The organism is Streptomonospora alba (assembly GCF_000826685.1).
In the GTDB taxonomy this organism is placed as follows: domain Bacteria; phylum Actinomycetota; class Actinomycetes; order Streptosporangiales; family Streptosporangiaceae; genus Streptomonospora; species Streptomonospora alba.
Map to the genome: position 1 here is coordinate 56,676 of NZ_JROO01000045.1, position 17,220 is coordinate 73,895.

At 74.4% G+C, this 17,220-nt stretch carries 13 protein-coding genes and 1 riboswitch; of the genes, 8 read left to right on the forward strand and 5 right to left on the reverse strand.

Going from position 1 to position 17,220, the window contains the following annotated elements; translation table 11 throughout:
* Positions 1–243: 243 nt before the first annotated feature.
* Entirely contained in the window at positions 244–2,664 is a 2,421-nt protein-coding gene (locus LP52_RS21925) for a serine/threonine-protein kinase (RefSeq protein ID WP_040276255.1), read from the reverse strand.
* Between the two features lie 256 nt (positions 2,665–2,920).
* Between LP52_RS21925 and LP52_RS21930 the strand changes: the two genes are divergently transcribed.
* On the forward strand, positions 2,921–3,190 hold the full coding sequence (locus tag LP52_RS21930; protein ID WP_193790027.1) for a DUF6504 family protein: 270 nt from the start codon (positions 2,921–2,923) through the stop codon (positions 3,188–3,190).
* 31 nt (positions 3,191–3,221) lie between these two features.
* Here the strand turns inward: LP52_RS21930 and LP52_RS21935 are convergent, their stop codons facing one another.
* Positions 3,222–4,634 carry an APC family permease gene (locus LP52_RS21935; RefSeq protein WP_040276256.1) on the reverse strand — a complete coding sequence of 471 codons (1,413 nt, stop codon included), beginning with the start codon at positions 4,632–4,634 and terminating at the stop codon, positions 3,222–3,224.
* 64 nt (positions 4,635–4,698) lie between these two features.
* Complete coding sequence (locus LP52_RS21940; protein WP_040276257.1) at positions 4,699–6,123, reverse strand: amidase; 1,425 nt, start codon at positions 6,121–6,123, stop codon at positions 4,699–4,701.
* Between the two features lie 283 nt (positions 6,124–6,406).
* A riboswitch (cobalamin riboswitch) is annotated at positions 6,407–6,536 on the forward strand.
* Between the two features lie 57 nt (positions 6,537–6,593).
* Here LP52_RS21940 and LP52_RS21945 point away from each other — a divergent pair.
* Positions 6,594–8,729 carry a putative cobaltochelatase gene (locus tag LP52_RS21945; protein WP_040276258.1) on the forward strand — a complete coding sequence of 712 codons (2,136 nt, stop codon included), beginning with the start codon at positions 6,594–6,596 and terminating at the stop codon, positions 8,727–8,729.
* Between the two features lie 196 nt (positions 8,730–8,925).
* A complete protein-coding gene (gene cobO, locus LP52_RS21950; protein ID WP_040276259.1) occupies positions 8,926–9,528 on the forward strand; it encodes a cob(I)yrinic acid a,c-diamide adenosyltransferase in 603 nt (200 codons plus the stop codon).
* Positions 9,529–10,296: 768 nt separating this feature from the next.
* On the opposite strand, the gene LP52_RS21955 is transcribed toward cobO, so the two are convergent.
* Both LP52_RS21955 and LP52_RS21960 read right to left on the reverse strand, forming a co-directional pair.
* Positions 10,297–10,860 carry a GNAT family N-acetyltransferase gene (locus tag LP52_RS21955; RefSeq protein ID WP_084723409.1) on the reverse strand — a complete coding sequence of 188 codons (564 nt, stop codon included), beginning with the start codon at positions 10,858–10,860 and terminating at the stop codon, positions 10,297–10,299.
* Positions 10,861–10,883: 23 nt separating this feature from the next.
* Positions 10,884–12,263 carry a cobyrinate a,c-diamide synthase gene (locus LP52_RS21960; RefSeq protein ID WP_040276314.1) on the reverse strand — a complete coding sequence of 460 codons (1,380 nt, stop codon included), beginning with the start codon at positions 12,261–12,263 and terminating at the stop codon, positions 10,884–10,886.
* 265 nt (positions 12,264–12,528) lie between these two features.
* Here LP52_RS21960 and cobI point away from each other — a divergent pair, with 265 nt between their 5' ends.
* The 5 genes from cobI (at position 12,529) to LP52_RS21985 (ending at position 17,205) form a co-directional block, all read left to right on the forward strand.
* Positions 12,529–13,272 (forward strand): precorrin-2 C(20)-methyltransferase, encoded by a 744-nt coding sequence (gene cobI / locus LP52_RS21965; RefSeq protein WP_040276261.1) that lies wholly within the window; start codon positions 12,529–12,531, stop codon positions 13,270–13,272.
* Positions 13,273–13,399: 127 nt separating this feature from the next.
* The gene (gene cobM, locus LP52_RS21970) at positions 13,400–14,245 is read left to right on the forward strand and encodes a precorrin-4 C(11)-methyltransferase (protein WP_052810147.1); all 846 of its coding nucleotides are present in this window, start codon (positions 13,400–13,402) and stop codon (positions 14,243–14,245) included.
* A gap of 4 nt (positions 14,246–14,249) precedes the next feature.
* A complete protein-coding gene (locus LP52_RS21975; protein ID WP_238581046.1) occupies positions 14,250–15,443 on the forward strand; it encodes a cobalt-precorrin-5B (C(1))-methyltransferase in 1,194 nt (397 codons plus the stop codon).
* A 65-nt stretch (positions 15,444–15,508) separates the two neighbouring features.
* Positions 15,509–15,976 carry a GNAT family N-acetyltransferase gene (locus LP52_RS21980; RefSeq protein ID WP_040276317.1) on the forward strand — a complete coding sequence of 156 codons (468 nt, stop codon included), beginning with the start codon at positions 15,509–15,511 and terminating at the stop codon, positions 15,974–15,976.
* Complete coding sequence (locus LP52_RS21985; RefSeq protein WP_040276262.1) at positions 15,973–17,205, forward strand: bifunctional cobalt-precorrin-7 (C(5))-methyltransferase/cobalt-precorrin-6B (C(15))-methyltransferase; 1,233 nt, start codon at positions 15,973–15,975, stop codon at positions 17,203–17,205. Before LP52_RS21980 ends, LP52_RS21985 begins: the two co-directional genes overlap by 4 nt.
* The last annotated feature ends 15 nt before the right edge of the window (positions 17,206–17,220 follow it).

The following is a 17,220-nucleotide window of genomic DNA, read 5'->3' on the forward strand; positions in this document are numbered from 1 at the left end:
TGCGCCGGTGCTGCGGGCCCGCACACGACCAGGCTAGGGCTGCGCGGCCGAAACGTCTCCAGGCGGGCGGCCCCGGCCTGCCACCCGGCGAATGCGGGCCCCCGGGGAATCCGCGGCGCCGGGAGCCCGAGAGGTTGCTGCGGCGAGCGCGGCGCACCTGGGCACCGTCCATGGCGGCGGGCCGCTCGCCGAAGCGCGGGTGCTGCATGGCCGTCACCACCCGCCATACTGCGCGCCGACTGGTCAGGAGCCCTCGCCCGCGGTGCCGCCGGTCTGGGGCCCGCCCAGGCGCTGCAGCTCGAAGCGGTGGAACGCGACCATCGGCGTGTCGTCTTCGCTGCCGGTCCGCTTGAGCCTGAGCCCCGTCCTGCGCGGCTGCTCTTCGGTCGCGTCGTCGGGCAGCAGGTCGGGGTCGAGGGCCTCCAGCACGTGCTCGCCGTTGACCCACAGGTTGAGGTCCATGGTCCCGGCGTCCTTGTCGGGCTCGCAGGTCAGCGTCACCGTGTTGAGGACGGGGTCCTTGTCGCCGCCGCTCTCCAAGGGGGAGGCCCCCTCCGGCTGCGGGGCGAACCCGTCGACGCTGTCGGCGGTGGCAAGGGCCGCCTCACCGGCGGGGCCGCCGTCGCGCCGCAGCTCCGCGCCGCCGCCGTCGAAACGCACCAGCGCCTCATAGGAGGTGCTCTCGTCGGCGTCGTCGGCCTGCTGGAGGTGGCACCAGACGCCGAACTCGCTGTACGCAGGGCCGGCGAGTACCTCGACGTCGGCCTCGACGCGGGCGGCCTCGGGGTACTCGCCCTCGTATGGAGGGGTGTCGCCGATGCTGCCGTCGAAGCTGTTGGACTCCGCGACGCGCAGGATCTGCCCGTGGTCCGGGTGGTAGGCCCGCTCCAGGTATTCGTCCTCGGGGTCGTATTCGTCGACGTCCCAGCCGCCGTCGGCGAAGTCGTCCTGGTAGACGAGCGTCCCCTCGGGCGGCCCGCCGCCGAGCAGCATCACGGAGCCGATCACACCCCCGACCACCAGCAGCAGAACCGCGGCTCCGGCGCCCAGCAGCAGGCCGGTCCGTCGGCGCTTGCCGGGCGCGGGGCCTCCGGGCGAGGCACCGCCCGGCCCATCGTGCGCACCGGGGCCGCCGTAGCCCGCAGCCGGCTGCCCGAACGGCGGCGACGACGTCGGTCCCGGACCGTAGGGCGGCTGCTGCGGGCCTGACCCCGGGCCGTAGGGCGGCGGCTGGTGGCCGGGTTGAGGGCCCGGTCCATACGGTGCCTGCGGTCCTGAAGGCCCGTACGGCGCATACGGGCCCGGCCGCCCGTACTGCTGCTGCGGGCCGGACGGGTGCCCGTAGGGCTGCTGGGGAGCGGGCGGGGGGAAGCCGCCCGGCGGCGCGTAGCCCGCGTCTGCGCCCGGCTGGGCACCGTGGGGATGCTGCTGCCCCTGCGGAGCGGACGGACCGGACGGGCCGGAGGGCCCGGGAGCGCTCGGGGCGGCGCCGTGCCCATAGGGCGCCTGCGGAGCCGATGGAGGGCGTTCCGCTTCAGGCCGCGTGGCCTGCGTGTAGGGCCGGGTGCCCGGTACCCCTCCGCCGGTATCGGCCGGCGGTGCCTGCGGGGACTGCCCCGTCGGGATCTCGTCGGTGCCGGGAACGGCTGCGCCGTCGCCGCCTTCGGTCCCGGCGCCGGGCTCCGCGCCGTCGGCCGCCTCGGCCGCCGCTGCTCCGGCCAGGGCTCCGCCGACCGCACCCGCCGCGGCGGCGCCCGCGGCGTCGGCGCCCTTGGCGGTCGAGGGCGGTGTCCAGGACTCGACCACCGTGCTGTCCACGACCGCCTCGGCCGGGTCCTCCTGGCCGACCAGCATGGTCATCAGCTGCTGCGCGGTGGGCCGGTTGCGCGGGTCCTTCTCCAGCGCGCTGCGGATCATGTCGGTCAGCTGCGGATCCAGCCCCTCCAGATCGGCCTCTCCGGAACTGATCAGGTGCAGCACCGCCGGAACCGTCTGCGCGTCGAACGGCGCCTTGCCGGTGCCGGCGTAGGCGACCAGGCACCCCCAGGAGAAGATGTCGGAGGCCGGGGTGATCTCGCCGCCGGCGATCAGCTCGGGCGCCAGGTAGGAGGGCGTGCCCATCAGCTGACTGGAGCGGGTGACCGCGCTCTCGTCGTCCATGGCCCGGGCGATGCCGAAGTCGATCACCTTGGGGCCCACCGCCGACAGCAGAACGTTGCCCGGTTTGAGGTCGCGGTGGATGACGCCCGCACGGTGGATGGCGGTCAGCGCCGCCGCCACCCCCAGGGCGAGGCTCTCCAGCGTGCCGCCGTGCATCGGTCCGTCGGCGGCGATGGCCTGGGCCAGATTGGGTCCCGGGACGTACTCGGAGACGATGAGCAGCGGATCGCCGTCGAGGCGGGCGTCGAGCACGCCGGCGGTGGAGAACCGCGCGACCTTGCGGGCGGACTCGACTTCGCGCGCGAAGCGGCGGCGGAAATTGGGGTCGTCGGTGAGGTCGGGGTGGATCAGCTTGACGGCGACCTGCCGGTCGGCGGCGTCGCGGGCCAGGTAGACGGTGCCCATGCCGCCGCGCCCCAGTCTGCCCTCGATGCTGTAGTCGCCGAGCTCATGAGGGTCGCCGGTGCGCAGGGGTTTGGCGCGCTCGTGCCCGTTGTCCGTCACAGTGCTGAGTTCCTTAGACCAGGGGGAATGGGCGTCATAGCGTACAGACGCCTCGGAGAGGGGTGTCGGGGCCGGTTGGCCGGTCTTCGTCGAGGTTGGGGCGGGTGTTCCCGATTTTAGACAGGCGGTGGCTCGTCCGGGTTCCGCGTGCGTCGGTGATCCGCTACGATTAGTACATACGTTCGAATTCACCGCCTGTCCTTCCCCGCAGGCCGGAGCCTCCCGCGGGAGGCCGCAGCTGAGGGGAGTGTCGCCAGTGGGTCACGTCTACGGTGTTCCGGTCGCTGTCACCGAGCACGAGGGGCGGCCGGTGCGCTTCGTATGGGAGAGGCGGGTCTACAACGTCCGCCACATCGTCGACCACTGGATCACCCTGCGCTCCGACTGGTCTCCCGAGGTCCAGGAGCATCTGCCCCAGCGCGCCCATTGGCGGGTCGAGGCGGGATCGACCGTCGCGTCGGGGGTTTACGAACTCCGGCACGACTCCACCTCGGGCGAGTGGCTGCTGGCCCGCGTCTGGGACTGACGTCGGTGCGGCACCTGGCCGCATCCGGCCGTCAGGTTCCGCGCCGCCGCTGCACGGCCGCGATGAGCCGCTTCTCCGCGTCGCCGCCCGGAGCCACCCGCGGAAGCCGCCACAGGAACACCGCGCCCACGAGCCACCATGCGCCCACGATGATCCACTCGGAGGGCCAGATGAGAGCGGCGGGCATACCCGGCAGGTACAGCACGCCCAGCCCGAGCGACAGTACGAGCGCAAGCGCGCCGACAGCGGTACCGGCCGGGACGCGGAAGGGCCGCGTCATGCCCGGCTCGCGCTTGCGCAGCACCAGGAAGCACAGCACCACCGTCACATAGGCGACGACGATGTTGACGCCGCCGGCATCGACCAGCCACACCAGCATCGGGCGGCCGAACAGGGGCGCCACCACCGAGAGCGCCCCGATGAACAGCACCGCGTTGGCCGGCGTGTGGAAACGGGGGTGCAGGCGTCCGAACCAGGCCGGGACCATCCGCGAGACGGCCATGGCGTAGAGCAGTCTGCTGCCGCCGATGAGGAATGCGTTCCAGCTGGTCATGATTCCCGCGATGCCGCCGATTACCAGCAGGTCGCCCACGGCTTGGCTGTCCCACAGCGCCGCCATGGCATCGGCCGAGGCCAGTTCGGACTCCAGTAGCCGCTCGGCGGGAAGCCCCGAGCCCACCGTCAGCATGATCATCGTGTACCAGGCGGTCGCGCAGGCGACCGAGACCACCAGCAGCACACCCGCTTGCCGGATGGGCAGCTTGACCTCGTCGGCCGACTGCGGGATCACGTCGAAGCCGACGAACAGGAACGGCACGGCGACCAGGACCGTGACGACGCCTGGAAGCCCGCCGGTGAACAGCGGTTCCATGTTCTGCGCGGAACCGCCGGTGAAGGCGCCGGTGACCAGGACCGCCCCCGCGGCCAGCAGGAAGGCGACGGCGATGGTCTGGAAGACCGCGGCGGGCCTGATGCCGACGTAGTTGACCGCGGTGACCGCCAGGGCGCCGACCACACCCACCGCCACCCAAGTGGCGTGAACGTCGTAGTCGGCGACGGTCCACAGGTAGCCCGCCTGCATGCCGGGCGCCAGGTAGGCGACGGTGTGGGGCAGCGCCACCGCCTCGAAGGCCACGACCGACACATAGCCCAGCACCATCGCCCACGAGGCCACGAAGGCGCCGCGCCCGCCCAGGGCCCGCAGGGCGTAGTGGTGCTCGCCGCCGGCGTGGGGCAGGGCCGAGGTCAGTTCGGCGTAGGTCAGCCCGACCAGGGCGACGATGGTCCCGCCGATGACGAAGGCCAGCGCCGCGCCCAGAGTGCCGGCGCTGTCGATGAACTCGCCGGTGAGCACGATCCAGCCGAACCCGATCATGGCGCCGAACGCCAGTGCGAGGAGGTCGCCGCGTCCCAGGACCCGTAGGAAGCCGCTGTTGCCCGCCACGGTGGTCGCACCTGCGCTTTCTGTATCGGGGTGAGAGGTAGGGGCGTCGGGAAGCGCCGCGCGGTCACAGCTGCGGGCGGCGCCGTCCGTGTCCTGTCGCCTCTTCGAACGCGCGGCCGATCTCCAGCACCCGCCGGTCGGCCCGGTGCGGCCCGGCGATCTGCAGGCCCACCGGCAGCCCCTCCGGGGTGAACCCGCCGGGCACGGACAGCGCCGGGCAGCCGGCCGCGGTGATGTGGTAGCAGGAGCGCATCCAGTCCAGGTAGGTCTGCTGCACCGCCCCGTCGATGCCGGAGGGGTACTCCAGGTCGGCGTCGAACGGCACCACCTGGCTGACCGGCAGCAGCAGCGCGTCGTAGCGCTCGAAGAACTCCCGGACCCGGTGGTAGATGCGGGTGCGCTCCAGTTCGGCGCGGGCCACGTCGGAGCCGGCGAGCTTGCGTCCCTCCTCGATGTTCCAGACCAGGCTGGGCTTGAGCCGGTCGCGCGCGCGGTCCAGCAGAGGGCCCAGCGTGGCCTCGAACTGCCAGGCGCGCAGAGTGCGGAAGACGTCGTCGGCGCCGGACAGGTCGGGGGCGTCCACGGCGACCTCGCAGCCCAGTTCGGCGAAGACGTCCAGGGCCGGCGCCAGCGCGTCGGTCACGGCCCGTTCGCAGGGCGCCGAGCCGCCCAGGTCCGGCGACCACGCCAGGCGCAGCCCGCGCACGCCGGCCTCCAGCGGCGGGGCGAACGCCGAGCCGGGGTCGTCCAGAGCGAGCGGGCTGCGCGGGTCGGGTCCGGCAAGCACCGACAGCAGCAGCGCGGCGTCGTCGACGCCGCGGGCCATGGGCCCCTGCACCGACAGCGCCGACCAGCCCAGCGGTGCGGGATACTGCGGCACCCGCCCCGGCGAGGGCCGCAGCCCCACCGCGTTGTTGAAGGAGGCGGGGTTGCGCAGGGAGCCGCCCATGTCCGAGCCCTCGGCCAGCGGGTGCAGGCCCGCCGCCAGCGCGGCCGCCGCGCCGCCGCTGCTGCCGCCCGCCGAGCGCGTGGTGTCGTAGGGGTTGCGCGTGAGCCCGAAGACCGGGTTGAAGGTGTGGGAGCCGGCGGCGAACTCGGGGGTGTTGGTCTTGCCGATGGTGATCGCCCCGGCCGCACGCATCCGCGCCACCACGAGTTCGTCGCGGTCGGGCACGTTGTGGGCGAACACGGGCGAGCCGAAGGTGGTGCGCACCCCCGCCGTTTCGTGGGTGTCCTTGTGCGCGACCGGCAGGCCGTGCAGCGGCGGAACGTCTGCGCCGGAGGCCGCGAGTTCGTCGGCGGCGTGCGCCTCGTCCAGAGCCTGTTCGCCGCACAGTGTGACCACCGCGTTGATCCGCGGGTTCACCGACCCGATCCGCTCCAGGTGGGCGCCCACCACCTCGCGGGCGGAGACTTCCCGGGTGCGCAGCATCCGCGCGAGTTCGCGGGCCGGACGGTAGGTCAGGTCGGCGGTGTCGTCGTGGCTCATCTGCGGCACAGCCCTCCGGGTCGTGGGAGCCGTCCGCCGGCCCGGGGGCCGGTCGGCGGCCTGGTGGCCGAGTACGGTCATCCCACACCGGTGCGGCGGCCGGTGCAAGGGTGATCGTCGCCGGAACGCCGCCGCGGCGGTGGGCGGATCTCGCCGAGGCCGCGGGGTGCGGTGCGCATGGGCCGACGCGGTGGGGGCGCTCCGGGTGCGGTATGAGACTCTTGTGGGCGGTGCCGGCGCTGGGCGACACCCGGCCGCAGCCGTGCGGTCACGCCCCAGCACGCAGGAACCCGGTGCGAATCCGGGACGGTCCCGCCACTGTGGCCAGGGAGCGGCCCGCAACGAGCGCCACTGCCGGATGTCCTCCGGTGGGAAGGCGGCGGGCGAGCGGTGATCTGGAAGTCAGGAGACTGCGCGGCACCGGGCAAAACCCCCTATGGGCGTGGATTCCCGAGGAAGGACTGACCTGCGTGAGCGCTCCAGCTCGCTATCCCTTCAGCGCGGTCGTCGGTATGGACGACCTGAAACTCGCGCTGCTGATCAACGCCGTCTCCCCGGACGTCGGCGGCGTCCTGGTGCGCGGTGAAAAGGGCACCGCCAAGTCGACCGTGGTGCGCGCGCTCGCGTCGCTCCTGCCCGACCTCGACGTCGTCCAGGACTGCCGGTTCGCCTGCGACCCCGCCGCCCCCGACCCCCAGTGCCCCGACGGGCCCCACAGCGACTCCGCGGTGCCCTCCGAGCGGTCGGCGCGGCTGGTGGAGCTGCCGGTGGGCGCCAGCGAGGACCGGCTGGTGGGCTCGCTGGACATCGAACGGGCCCTGACCGAGGGCGTCAAGGCCTTCGAGCCCGGCCTGCTCGCCGAGGCCCACCGCGGCGTCCTGTACGTCGACGAGGTCAACCTGCTGCACGACCACCTCGTCGACCTGCTGCTGGACGCCGCCGCCATGGGCACGTCCCACGTCGAGCGCGAGGGCGTCTCGGTGCGCCACGCCGCGCGGTTCCTGCTCGTGGGGACGATGAACCCCGAGGAGGGCGAGCTGCGTCCGCAGCTGCTGGACCGGTTCGGCCTGACCGTGGAGGTGGCCGCCACCCGCGACCCGCAGCTGCGCGCCGACGTGGTGCGGCGCCGGCTCGCATTCGAGGCCGACCCTGAGGGCTTCGCCGCGGGCTACGCCGACGACGAGGCCGAGCTGGCCGGCCGCATTCGTGCCGCCCGCAAGCGCCTGCCCGGCGTGGTGCTGACCGACTCCGCGCTGCGCCAGGTCACCGCCGTCTGCGCGGCCTTCGACGTCGACGGGCTGCGCGCCGACATCGTCACCGCCCAGGCCGCCATGGCCTTGGCCGCTTGGCGCGACCACGGCGAGGTCACCGCCGACGACGTGCGCGACGCCGCCCGGCTCGCCCTGCCGCACCGGCGCAGGCGCGACCCGTTCGACGCCCCCGACCTCGATGAGGACCGGCTCCAGGAGGCGCTGGACCAGGCGGGTGATGCGGACCCAAAAGACCCGGGTGAGCCCGGCGGCGCCGACGACGACCCCGGAGGCGGGGACGACGGAGGCGGCGGTGGCGGCGAAGCCGAGGCCGAGGGACCCGATCCGAGCGCTCCGGCCGAGGAGTCGTCCGACGGGGACGCGGGCGGCGAGCCGGAACAGGGCGAGCCCCAAGCCGGCGACGGCGAGCACGACCCCGCCGGGCCCGAGCGGCCCGCCGGTTCCGGGCAGCGCGCCGAGGACGACAGCGGCTCCGGCGACGAGCAGTCGCCGCCCCGACCGCAGGACCCCGGCCAGGGGCGCCAGGCCGAGGCGGGCGAGACCTACAAGCCCCGCCTGTTCAGCCTCAGCGGCGTCGGCGAAGGCGCACCGGGCCGCCGCTCCCGCGCCGAGACCCCCTACGGCCGCACGTCGGGTGCGCGCGTGCCCCGCTCGTCGGTGCGGGGCCTGCACCTGACGGCCACCCTGCGCGCGGCTGCGCCCTATCAGCGCGCCCGCGGCCGCTCCGGCCCCGGACTCCTCGTTCGGTCGGGCGACCTGCGTGAAACCGTGCGCGAAGGACGCGAGGGCAACCTCGTGCTGTTCTGCGTTGACGCCAGCGGCTCCATGGCCGCGCGGGAGCGGATGCGCGCCGTCAAAGGAGCGGTGCTCAGCCTGCTGAAGGACGCCTACCAGCGGCGCGACAAGGTCGGACTGATCACCTTCCGCGGCACCGGCGCCCAGGTGGAGCTGCCGCCGACCTCCTCGGTCGAGGCCGGTGCGCGGCGGCTGCACGAACTGCGCACCGGCGGACGCACCCCGCTTGCCGCGGGCCTGGCGCGCTCGGCGGAGGTGCTGCGCGTCGAGCGGCTGCGCGACCCCAGCCGCCGCCCGCTCCTCGTGGTCGTGACCGACGGGCGCGCCACGCGCGGCGGCCTGGACCAGGCGCTGCGCGCCGGCGCGCGGATCGGCGCGCGGGGGGTGCACGGCATCGTCGTCGACTGCGAGTCCGGGCCGGTGCGCCTGGGGCTTGCGGATCGCCTGGCCGCCGAAATGGGCGGCGAGGCGGTGCGCCTGGAGGAGTTGGGCGCCGACGCGTTGAGCGGCCTGGTGCGCTCCACCCGCAGCGCGGCGTGAGCGCCGGACGGCTGCCGCCGAAGGCAGCCGAACCGCGCGCCGCGGCTCCGCGACCGCGCCGCGCCCGCTGGACGCCGCGCCCGCCGGAGGCAGCGTCCCCGGCGACCTGATCCCGCGAGGTGTCCCGACCGCCTTCGGCGAGGCACCCGGTACCGATCCGATATCCCGACACACCCGACGAACCGAGGGGACACACATGCCGCAGGGACAACCCGACTACGTGCCCGACGACGGGCTGACCACACGCCAGCGCCGCAACCGCCCGCTGCTGATCGTCCACACCGGGCCGGGAAAGGGGAAGTCGACGGCCGCGTTCGGGCTGGCCACTCGCGGCTGGGCCCAGGGCTGGGACATCGGCGTCTTCCAGTTCGTGAAGTCGGCGAAGTGGCGCATCGGCGAGGAGCGGGCGCTGAACGTGCTCGGCGAGTCCGGCGAGGGCGGCCGGGTCGACTGGAACAAGATGGGCGAGGGCTGGTCGTGGATCCAGCGCGCCGGTACCGAGGAGAACCACGCGGCCGACGCCGCCGAGGGCTGGGCGCAGATCAAGCGCGACCTGGCCGCCGAGACCTACCGGCTCTACGTCCTCGACGAGTTCACCTACCCGATGAAGTGGGGCTGGGTCGACGTCGACGACGTCGTCGAGACCCTGACGCAGCGCGGCGGGCAGCAGCACGTCATCATCACCGGCCGCGACGCGGACCCGCGCCTTCGCGAGGCCGCCGACCTCGTCACCGAGATGACCAAGGTCAAGCACCCGATGGACGCCGGGCAGAAGGGCCAGCGCGGCATCGAGTGGTGATGCCGCAGAGCACCTGAACCACGGGCGTCGACCGGTGGCGGACGCCGACGGTGCCGGGACGCGGGGTTGAACGAAGTCGGTGGGCGGCGGCTGGCGAGGGTTGGCGACGGCCGGTGCTGCGGGGCGCGGGGTTGGGCGCCCGGCGGTGGCGGCGAGGACGGCGGGTGTCTGGGGTCGGCGTTGGCCGGTGCTGTCGGCATAGGGCTGATCGTCCGGCGATCGGCGGCGAGGGCGGCGGATGGCCGAGGTGGTCAGGAGTCGGAGCTGCCGGCGAATGACCCAGCGCCCGGCGCCAGCGGCATTCCGCGTGCATGGATGCACTCCGGGCGCCCTGCCGACCGCCAGGGGCCCGACTTGCCCGAGTTGTTCCCACGGCACCGCCCGCATCAGCGTTGATCTTGTACCTACAGTCACATGTGATCGCTCACAATGACCGCAGGTACAAGATCAACGCGGGAAACGCGCAGGGCGATCGAGGAGACCGTCGGCGCCGGCCCGTGGCGAACCGCGAACCGCCCCTACGGCAGCGGAACCGACTACCGCCGACCCCGGATGTCCACCGCCTTCGCCGCTCCGACGGGTGCCCGACCATCCGCTCGCAGCACCGACCGACGCTGCCCCCACCTCCCGGCGTCGGCGCCTTCCCGCCGACGCTTGACCCTCTACTCCCGGTCCCGGTCAGTGCGGCGTGGAGCGGCTCCCTGCCCCCGTCTCCAGCGAGGCACCCGACGCTCCTACGGGGCAACCCTCTACGCCGGTACCGGCCCCCTACACCCCCGCCTGCTGCAGGTCGGCCGGGATGAGGCTGTAGACGGCCAGGTCGGCGCGGCCCTCGTGCAGCGGCATCGCGTTGCGTTCGGTGCCCTCGTAGGTGAACCCCGACCTCTCGGCCACGCGCCGCGACGCCGTGTTGCCCGTGGCGGCCTTCAGCTCCACGCGCTCGAACTCCAGGTCGAGCAGCGCCCACCGGGACACGGCCACCACGGCCTCGGTGGCAAGGCCGCGTCCGCGCGCCCGCGGGCACAGCCAGTAGCCGACCTCGGTGGAGCGGGCGCGCCACATGGTGCGGTTGAGGCCGATCGAGCCCAGGTAGGCGCCGGTCACGGCGTCAACCGCCGCCCACTGCTGGCCGTCGCCGCCCACCCGGGCCTGGGGGGCTGCCACCAGGCACCACTGCTCGGCGTCGGCGCGCGTGTAGTCCGCTCCCGGGCGCGGCATGGGCAGCCAGCGCTGAACGCCGGGATCGGAGGCGCCGCGGTAGACGGCGTCGATGTCGTCGTGGGTGTGCGCGCGCAGCATCAGCCGCTCTGTCTGCAGCACCACCGACGGCATCATCGGTGCCTCGACCGCGCCGGTCACTTCGCCACCCCCTCGGCGCAGGCACGCACCGCGCCCAGGAACCTTCCCGCGATCGCGGGAAGACCGGCCCAATGCACGTGCAGGTACGAAGCGCTGATGGTGTCAGAGGCGAACCCCTCGCCTCCATCGCTTTTCCACTGCCATGCCGGCCGCTCGCCGAACCGCGGCTCGACTGCGGTGCGGTGGAACTCGTGGCCGCGCACTCGGGTGCCCGCTCGGGCGAGCAGGGTGTCGCCGACCGCGACCGCGGATCGGTAACCCAGCGTCAGCGAGCCGGTCATCGCGGCGTCGGCGGGCAGCACACCGCACATCGGTGCGCCGTCGAGGCTGCGGCACAGGTAGAGCAGCCCGGCGCACTCGGCGGCGACCGGCGCTCCGCGCGCGGCCAGGGCGGCGACCTCGCCGCGCAGCGCCGCGTTGGCCGAAAGCTCGGCGGCGTGCACCTCGGGGAACCCGCCGCCGACGATCAGCGCGTCCGTCCCCTCCGGCAGTGCCTCCTCGCGCAGCGGGTCGACGGCGTGCACCTCCGCGCCGCCGGCGCGCAGCAGCTCCTCCTGCTCGGTGTAGCCGAAGGTGAAGGCGGGACCTCCGGCGACGGCGATGCGCGGCGGAGGCGTCTGCGCAGGGATACGCCACTCCTGCGCCTCCGCGGCGGCGTCCCACGGCTCGGCGGCCAGGGGCGGGGCGGCGCGGGCGACAGCGCGCAGCGCATCCAGGTCGCAGAACCGGGCCACCAGCTCGCCCAGGTCCCGCACCGCTCGGTGCGCCTCACCCGCCCGCTCGGCGGCGGGGATCAGGCCCAGATGGCGCGCGGGCGTGTGCACCTCCTCACGGCGCCGGACGACGCCCAGCACCTCGGTGCCCGCGTCCTCCAGAGCGGCGCGCAGGATGTCCTCGTGGCGCTGCGACCCCACGCGGTTGAGGATCACCCCCGCGATGCGCACGCGCGGGTCGTAGGTGCAGAACCCGTGCACCAGGGCCGCCACCGAGCGGGCGCTGCGGGAGGCGTCGACCACCAGCACGACGGGCGCGCCGAGCAGCGCCGCAACGTGCGCGGTGGAACCGGGGTCGCCCGGTCCGGCGGGTGCCGCGGAGTCGGCGGCGCCGTCGAACAGGCCCATCACCCCCTCCACGACGGCGATGTCGGCGCCGGCGGCCCCGTGCAGGAACAGGGGTGCCACGCGCTCCTCGCCGCACAGCACCGGGTCGAGGTTGCGCGGCGGTCGACCGGTGGCCAGCGCGTGGTAGCCGGGATCGATGTAGTCGGGTCCCACCTTGTGCCCACTGACCCGGTCGCCGCGGGCCGCCAGCGCCGCCATCAGGCCGGTGGCGATCGTCGTCTTGCCGCTGCTTGAGGCAGGGGCCGCGATCACCACACGCGGAATCACGGGCACGCCGCTCCACTCTCCTTCACGTCACTCGCCGCCGCTGCCGACCGGGCGGCGAGTGGCCATGGTAGGCCGTACCCGGCCCGCTCAGGCCCGCAGCCCCTGCTCGCGGCCGGGCTCGGGCCGGGCCCGGCCGCGAGTGAGCGCACGCCGTCCCGATACGCTGACCCAGACCTCCCCACAGCGCAGCGCCGCGCCCCCGCGGCCGTGCGGCGGAGGTGCGCAGAACGCAGTCGACGAGGGAAGCGGTGGTATGGGCACGGGCGGACGGCTGGTGGGTGTCGGCGTCGGACCGGGCGACCCCGAACTGGTCACGGTCAAGGCGGTGCGGCGCATGCGCGAGGCCGACACCGTGATCGTCCCGGTGCTGGCCGGTGACGAGCCGGGTCGCGCCGAGGCCACCGTGCGCGCCCACGTCGACGGCTCCCGCATCGAGCGCGCCGTCTTCGCGCTCAACGACCGGCACGGCCTCAGCAAGCGCCGGGTGCGCGCCTGGGACGAGGCCGCCCGCGCCGTGCTGCGCCGGTTCGAGGAGGGGAAGGCCACGGTGGCCTTCGCCACCATCGGCGATCCCAACGTCTACTCGACCTTCACCTACCTCGCGCAGACCGTGCGCGAGATGGCCCCTGAAACCGAGGTGGAGACGATCCCCGGCGTCACCGCCATGCAGGACCTGGCTGCGCGATCCGGCCGCGTCCTGGCCGAGGGCTCCGAACCCCTCACCCTGTTGCCCGTCACCGGCGGCGTGGAGCGGCTGCGCTCGGCGCTGGACTCCGACGCCACAGTCGTCGCCTACAAGTTCGGCCGATTCGCACCGCAGGTGGCCGAAGCCGTGCGCGAGTCGGGCCGCGGCGAGGACTCCGTCTACGGCGCCCGGTTGGGCCTGGACGACGAGGAGATCGCGCCGCTGGACAAGCTCGACGGCGCCGACCTGCCCTACCTGTCCACGCTCATCGCACCCGCCCGCCGCGAAGCCGGGCGCGGCGGGAAGCTGTGAGGCCGCCCCCTCGGGCGGGCCGCCGGCGGTAGAGACCGCGGACGAAGCGACCACGACCACGACAGCGCGGGCGGCCGGCGCACTTCGCGCCGCGCGCCCCGACCACGAGAGGTGAGTGAGCAACGGCATGGCCAGCCAGCACAGCAGTGAGCACGACAGCGGAGCCGGCAGCGGGGCCGTCGTGTTCGTCGGCGCCGGTCCCGGCGCCGCGGATTTGCTCACCGTCCGCGCTGTACGCGCCATCGCCGCCGCCGACGTGGTGATCTGGGCGGCCAGCCTGGTGCACGAGGACGTGCTCGAACACGTCGGCCCCGGCGCCGAGGTCGTCGACTCGGCCAAGCTGCCCATGGAAGGCGTGCTGCCTTACTACCGCCGCGCCGCCGAGGAAGGCCTGCGCATCGCGCGCATCCACTCCGGCGACCCCGCGTTGTGGGGTGCCGTGCAGGAGCAGGTGGAGGTCTGCGCCGACCTCGGGCTGGAGGTCGAGATCATCCCGGGCGTCTCGGCCTTCAGTGCGGTCGCCGCGATCGCCCAGCGCGAGCTCACCGTCCCCGAGGTCGCCCAGTCGGTGGTGCTGACCCGGCTAGGGGGAGGCAAGACCCCCATGCCCGAGGGCGAGGAGGTCCGCGAGTTCGCCCGGCACGGCACCACCATGGCGCTGTTCCTCTCGGCGGCGCGCTCGGGCCGGCTGCAGGAGGAGCTGCTCGAGGGCGGCTATGCGCCCGAGACGCCCTGCATCATCGCCTACCAGGCCACCTGGCCCGAGGAGCTGATCGTGCACTGCGAGCTGGGCGAACTGGAGGCCACCGTCAAGGAGCACCGGCTGTGGAAGCACACGCTGGTGCTGGTGGGGCCCGCTCTCAACGCCGGGGGTACCCGGTCGCACCTGTACCACCCCGGCCACTTCCACACCCACCGCCGGGCCGACCGCGAGGCGCGTCGGCAACTGCGCGAGGCGCGCCGAGGAGCATGAGGACGTGACCGACAGTCCGCGGGACCGGCGCGAGGCCGAGGGAGGCCCCGCGCCCGGCGCAGACGAGGAGCCGGAGCCGCGCGAACCCGACCTGCCGCGCACCATGAAGGTGCGGCAGAAGGCGCTGCGCACCGGCTGGACCACAGGCACGTGCGCCTCGGCCGCCGCCAAGGCGGCCGCCGAGGCGCTGGCCACCGGGCGCCCGGCGGAGGTCGCCGAGGTGGCGCTGCCTTCGGGGCAGCGCGTGGCCTTCGCCACCGAGCGCTGCGCGCTGGTCGGGCCGGACCGCGCCGAGGCGGTGGTGGTCAAGGACGCCGGCGACGATCCCGACGTCACCGACGGCGCGCACGTCACCGCCACCGTCACACGGCGGGGCGAGCCAGGCGTCGAGTTGGACGGCGGCGTCGGGGTCGGCGTGGTCACCCGCCCCGGCCTGGGACTGGAGCTGGGCGGGCCCGCCATCAACCCGGTGCCCGCGCAGATGATCCAGCAGGCCGTGGGCGAGGCGGTCGACACCGAGAGCCGGGGCCTGCGGGTGGTGATCAGCGTGCCCGAGGGCGAGAAGATGGCGCGCAAGACCACCAACGCCAGGCTGGGTATCATCGGCGGGATCTCCATCCTGGGCACGACCGGAGTGGTGCGGCCCTTCTCCACCGCCTCCTGGCGCGCCAGCGTCGAGCAGGCTGTGTCGGTGATGGCGGCCCAGGGCGAGGACACGCTTGTGCTGTGCACCGGCGGGCGCACCGAGAAGGGCGCCACACTGCGCCATCCCGACCTGCCGCAGGTGTGCTTCGTCGAGGTCGGCGACTTCACCGGCGCCGCGCTGCGCCGCGCACTCGAGTACGGCCTGCGGCGCGTGGTGTTCGTCGGCATGGCGGGCAAGCTCACCAAGCTCGCCTCGGGCGTGCTGATGACCCACTACACCCGCTCCAAGGTCTCCACCGAGCTGCTGGGCGAGATCACCCGACGGGTCGGCGGGGGAGAGGACGCCGCCGCCGAGGTCGACGCCGCCAACACCGGCCGCCACGCCTATGAGATCTGGGAGCGCGAGGGCCTGCTGGAGGCGGCGGGCGCCGAGCTGTGCCGCCGCGTCGCCGGGGTGCTCACCCGCTTCAGCGAAGGCGCCCTGGACGTGGAGGCGGCGATGGTCGACTTCACGGGCCGGCGGGTGGTCGCCGCCTATCCGGAGCGCCCATGAGCGCGAAGCACACCGGCCCCGCCCGGTCGGTCGGGCCCGACGCCGCTCTGGAAGGCTTGGCCGGTATGGACGACACCGAGATCCGCCGGGCACGGGCCGAGGACGTCGAAGCGCTCGTCGCCTTGCTCGCCGACGACGTGCGCGGCGCCGAACGCGAGACGCCCGGCGACCTCGCCCCCTACCGCGAGGCCTTCGCCCGGATCGACGCCGACCCGCGGACGCTGCTGGCCGTGGCGGTAGGCGGCACCACCGTGGTGGGCACGCTGCAGCTGACCTTCCTGGACGGCATGTCCCACCGCGGCGGCACGCGCGCGCAGGTCGAGGCTGTGCGGGTGGCGGCCGCCGAACGCGGTCGCGGGTTGGGCAGCCGCATGCTGGCCTGGGCGGTCGAGCAGGCGCGCTCCCATGGCTGCCGCATGGTGCAGCTGACATCGGACGCCGCCCGCGCCGACGCGCACCGCTTCTATACCCGGCTCGGTTTCGTCGCCTCCCACACCGGCTTCAAGCTGGCGCTGGAGGACCCGCGCGGATGATCACCGTCATCGGACTGGACGGCGGCCCCCTGCCGCGGCGGGCCGCCGCGGCGCTGTCGGCGGCGGTGTGCGTGGCCGGCGCCGCCCGCCACCTGGAGGCCGCCGCCGGGCACATCGCCGACGGTGCCGAGCGCGTGCCCATCGGCGACCTGGGGGCCGCCCTCGACGCAGTCGTCGCGGCGGGCGGACCCGCCGCGGTGCTGGCCTCGGGCGACCCCGGCTTCTTCGGCGTCCTGCGCAGCCTGCGGACCCGCGGCGCCGACCCCGCGGTGGTGCCCGCCGCCACCTCGGTCGCCACCGCCTTCGCCCGCATCGGCCTGCCCTGGGACGACGCCGTGGTGGTCTCGGCACACGGGCGCAGCGACTCCGGGCGCGGCGTGCGGCGGGCACTGGCCGCCGCGCTCGCCCACCCCAAGGCCGCCGTGCTCACCGCGCCCGGACGCGCGGGGCCCGACGCGTTCCTGCCCGAACTGCTGCGCGCCGGACGCCGGGTGCACGTCGCCCAGCGGCTCGGCACGGACGACGAAGACGTGGTCACCCTCGCTCCGGGCCAAGAGGTGCCCCAGCGCACGTGGGCGGACCCCAACGTGGTGCTGGCCGTGGATCCCGACCGCGCCCTCGCCCCCGCCATGGCCTGGATGCCCGGCCACCAGGGCGCGCCGCCGGACTGGGCGCTGCCCGCGGAGTCCTTCGAGCACCGCGCCTCGCTGATCACCAAGCCCGAGGTCCGCGCGCTCGCGCTCGCCCGGCTGGCGCCCCGGCCCGGCACCGTCGTATGGGACGTCGGCGCCGGCAGCGGATCGGTCGCCGTGGAGTGCGCCAGATTCGGCGCCCGCGCAGTCGCCTTCGAACGCGCCCCCGACGACTGCGAGCGCATCCGCGCCAACGCGCGCGCCCACGGAGTCGCGGTCGAGGTGCATCAGGGGGAGGCCGCCGCCAACCTCGACGCCGCCGCCGCGCGCCTGGCCCCCGACGCCGCGTTCATCGGCGGTGGGGACGACGCCGTCGCCTCCGCGGTCCTGGCCCGGCGCCCCGAACGCGTCGTCGTCGCGCTCGCCTCACTCGACCGCGTCCGGCCCCTGCACGACATGCTCGCCGCTGCCGGCTACGCCCCCGACGGCACCCAGATGCAGGCCTCCCGGCTGTCCGGTCTGCCCAACGGGTCGCTGCGCCTGGCCGCCGCCAATCCGGTGACCCTCCTGTGGGGCACCCGCACTCCATCCGCCTGATCCCCGATCCCCTCC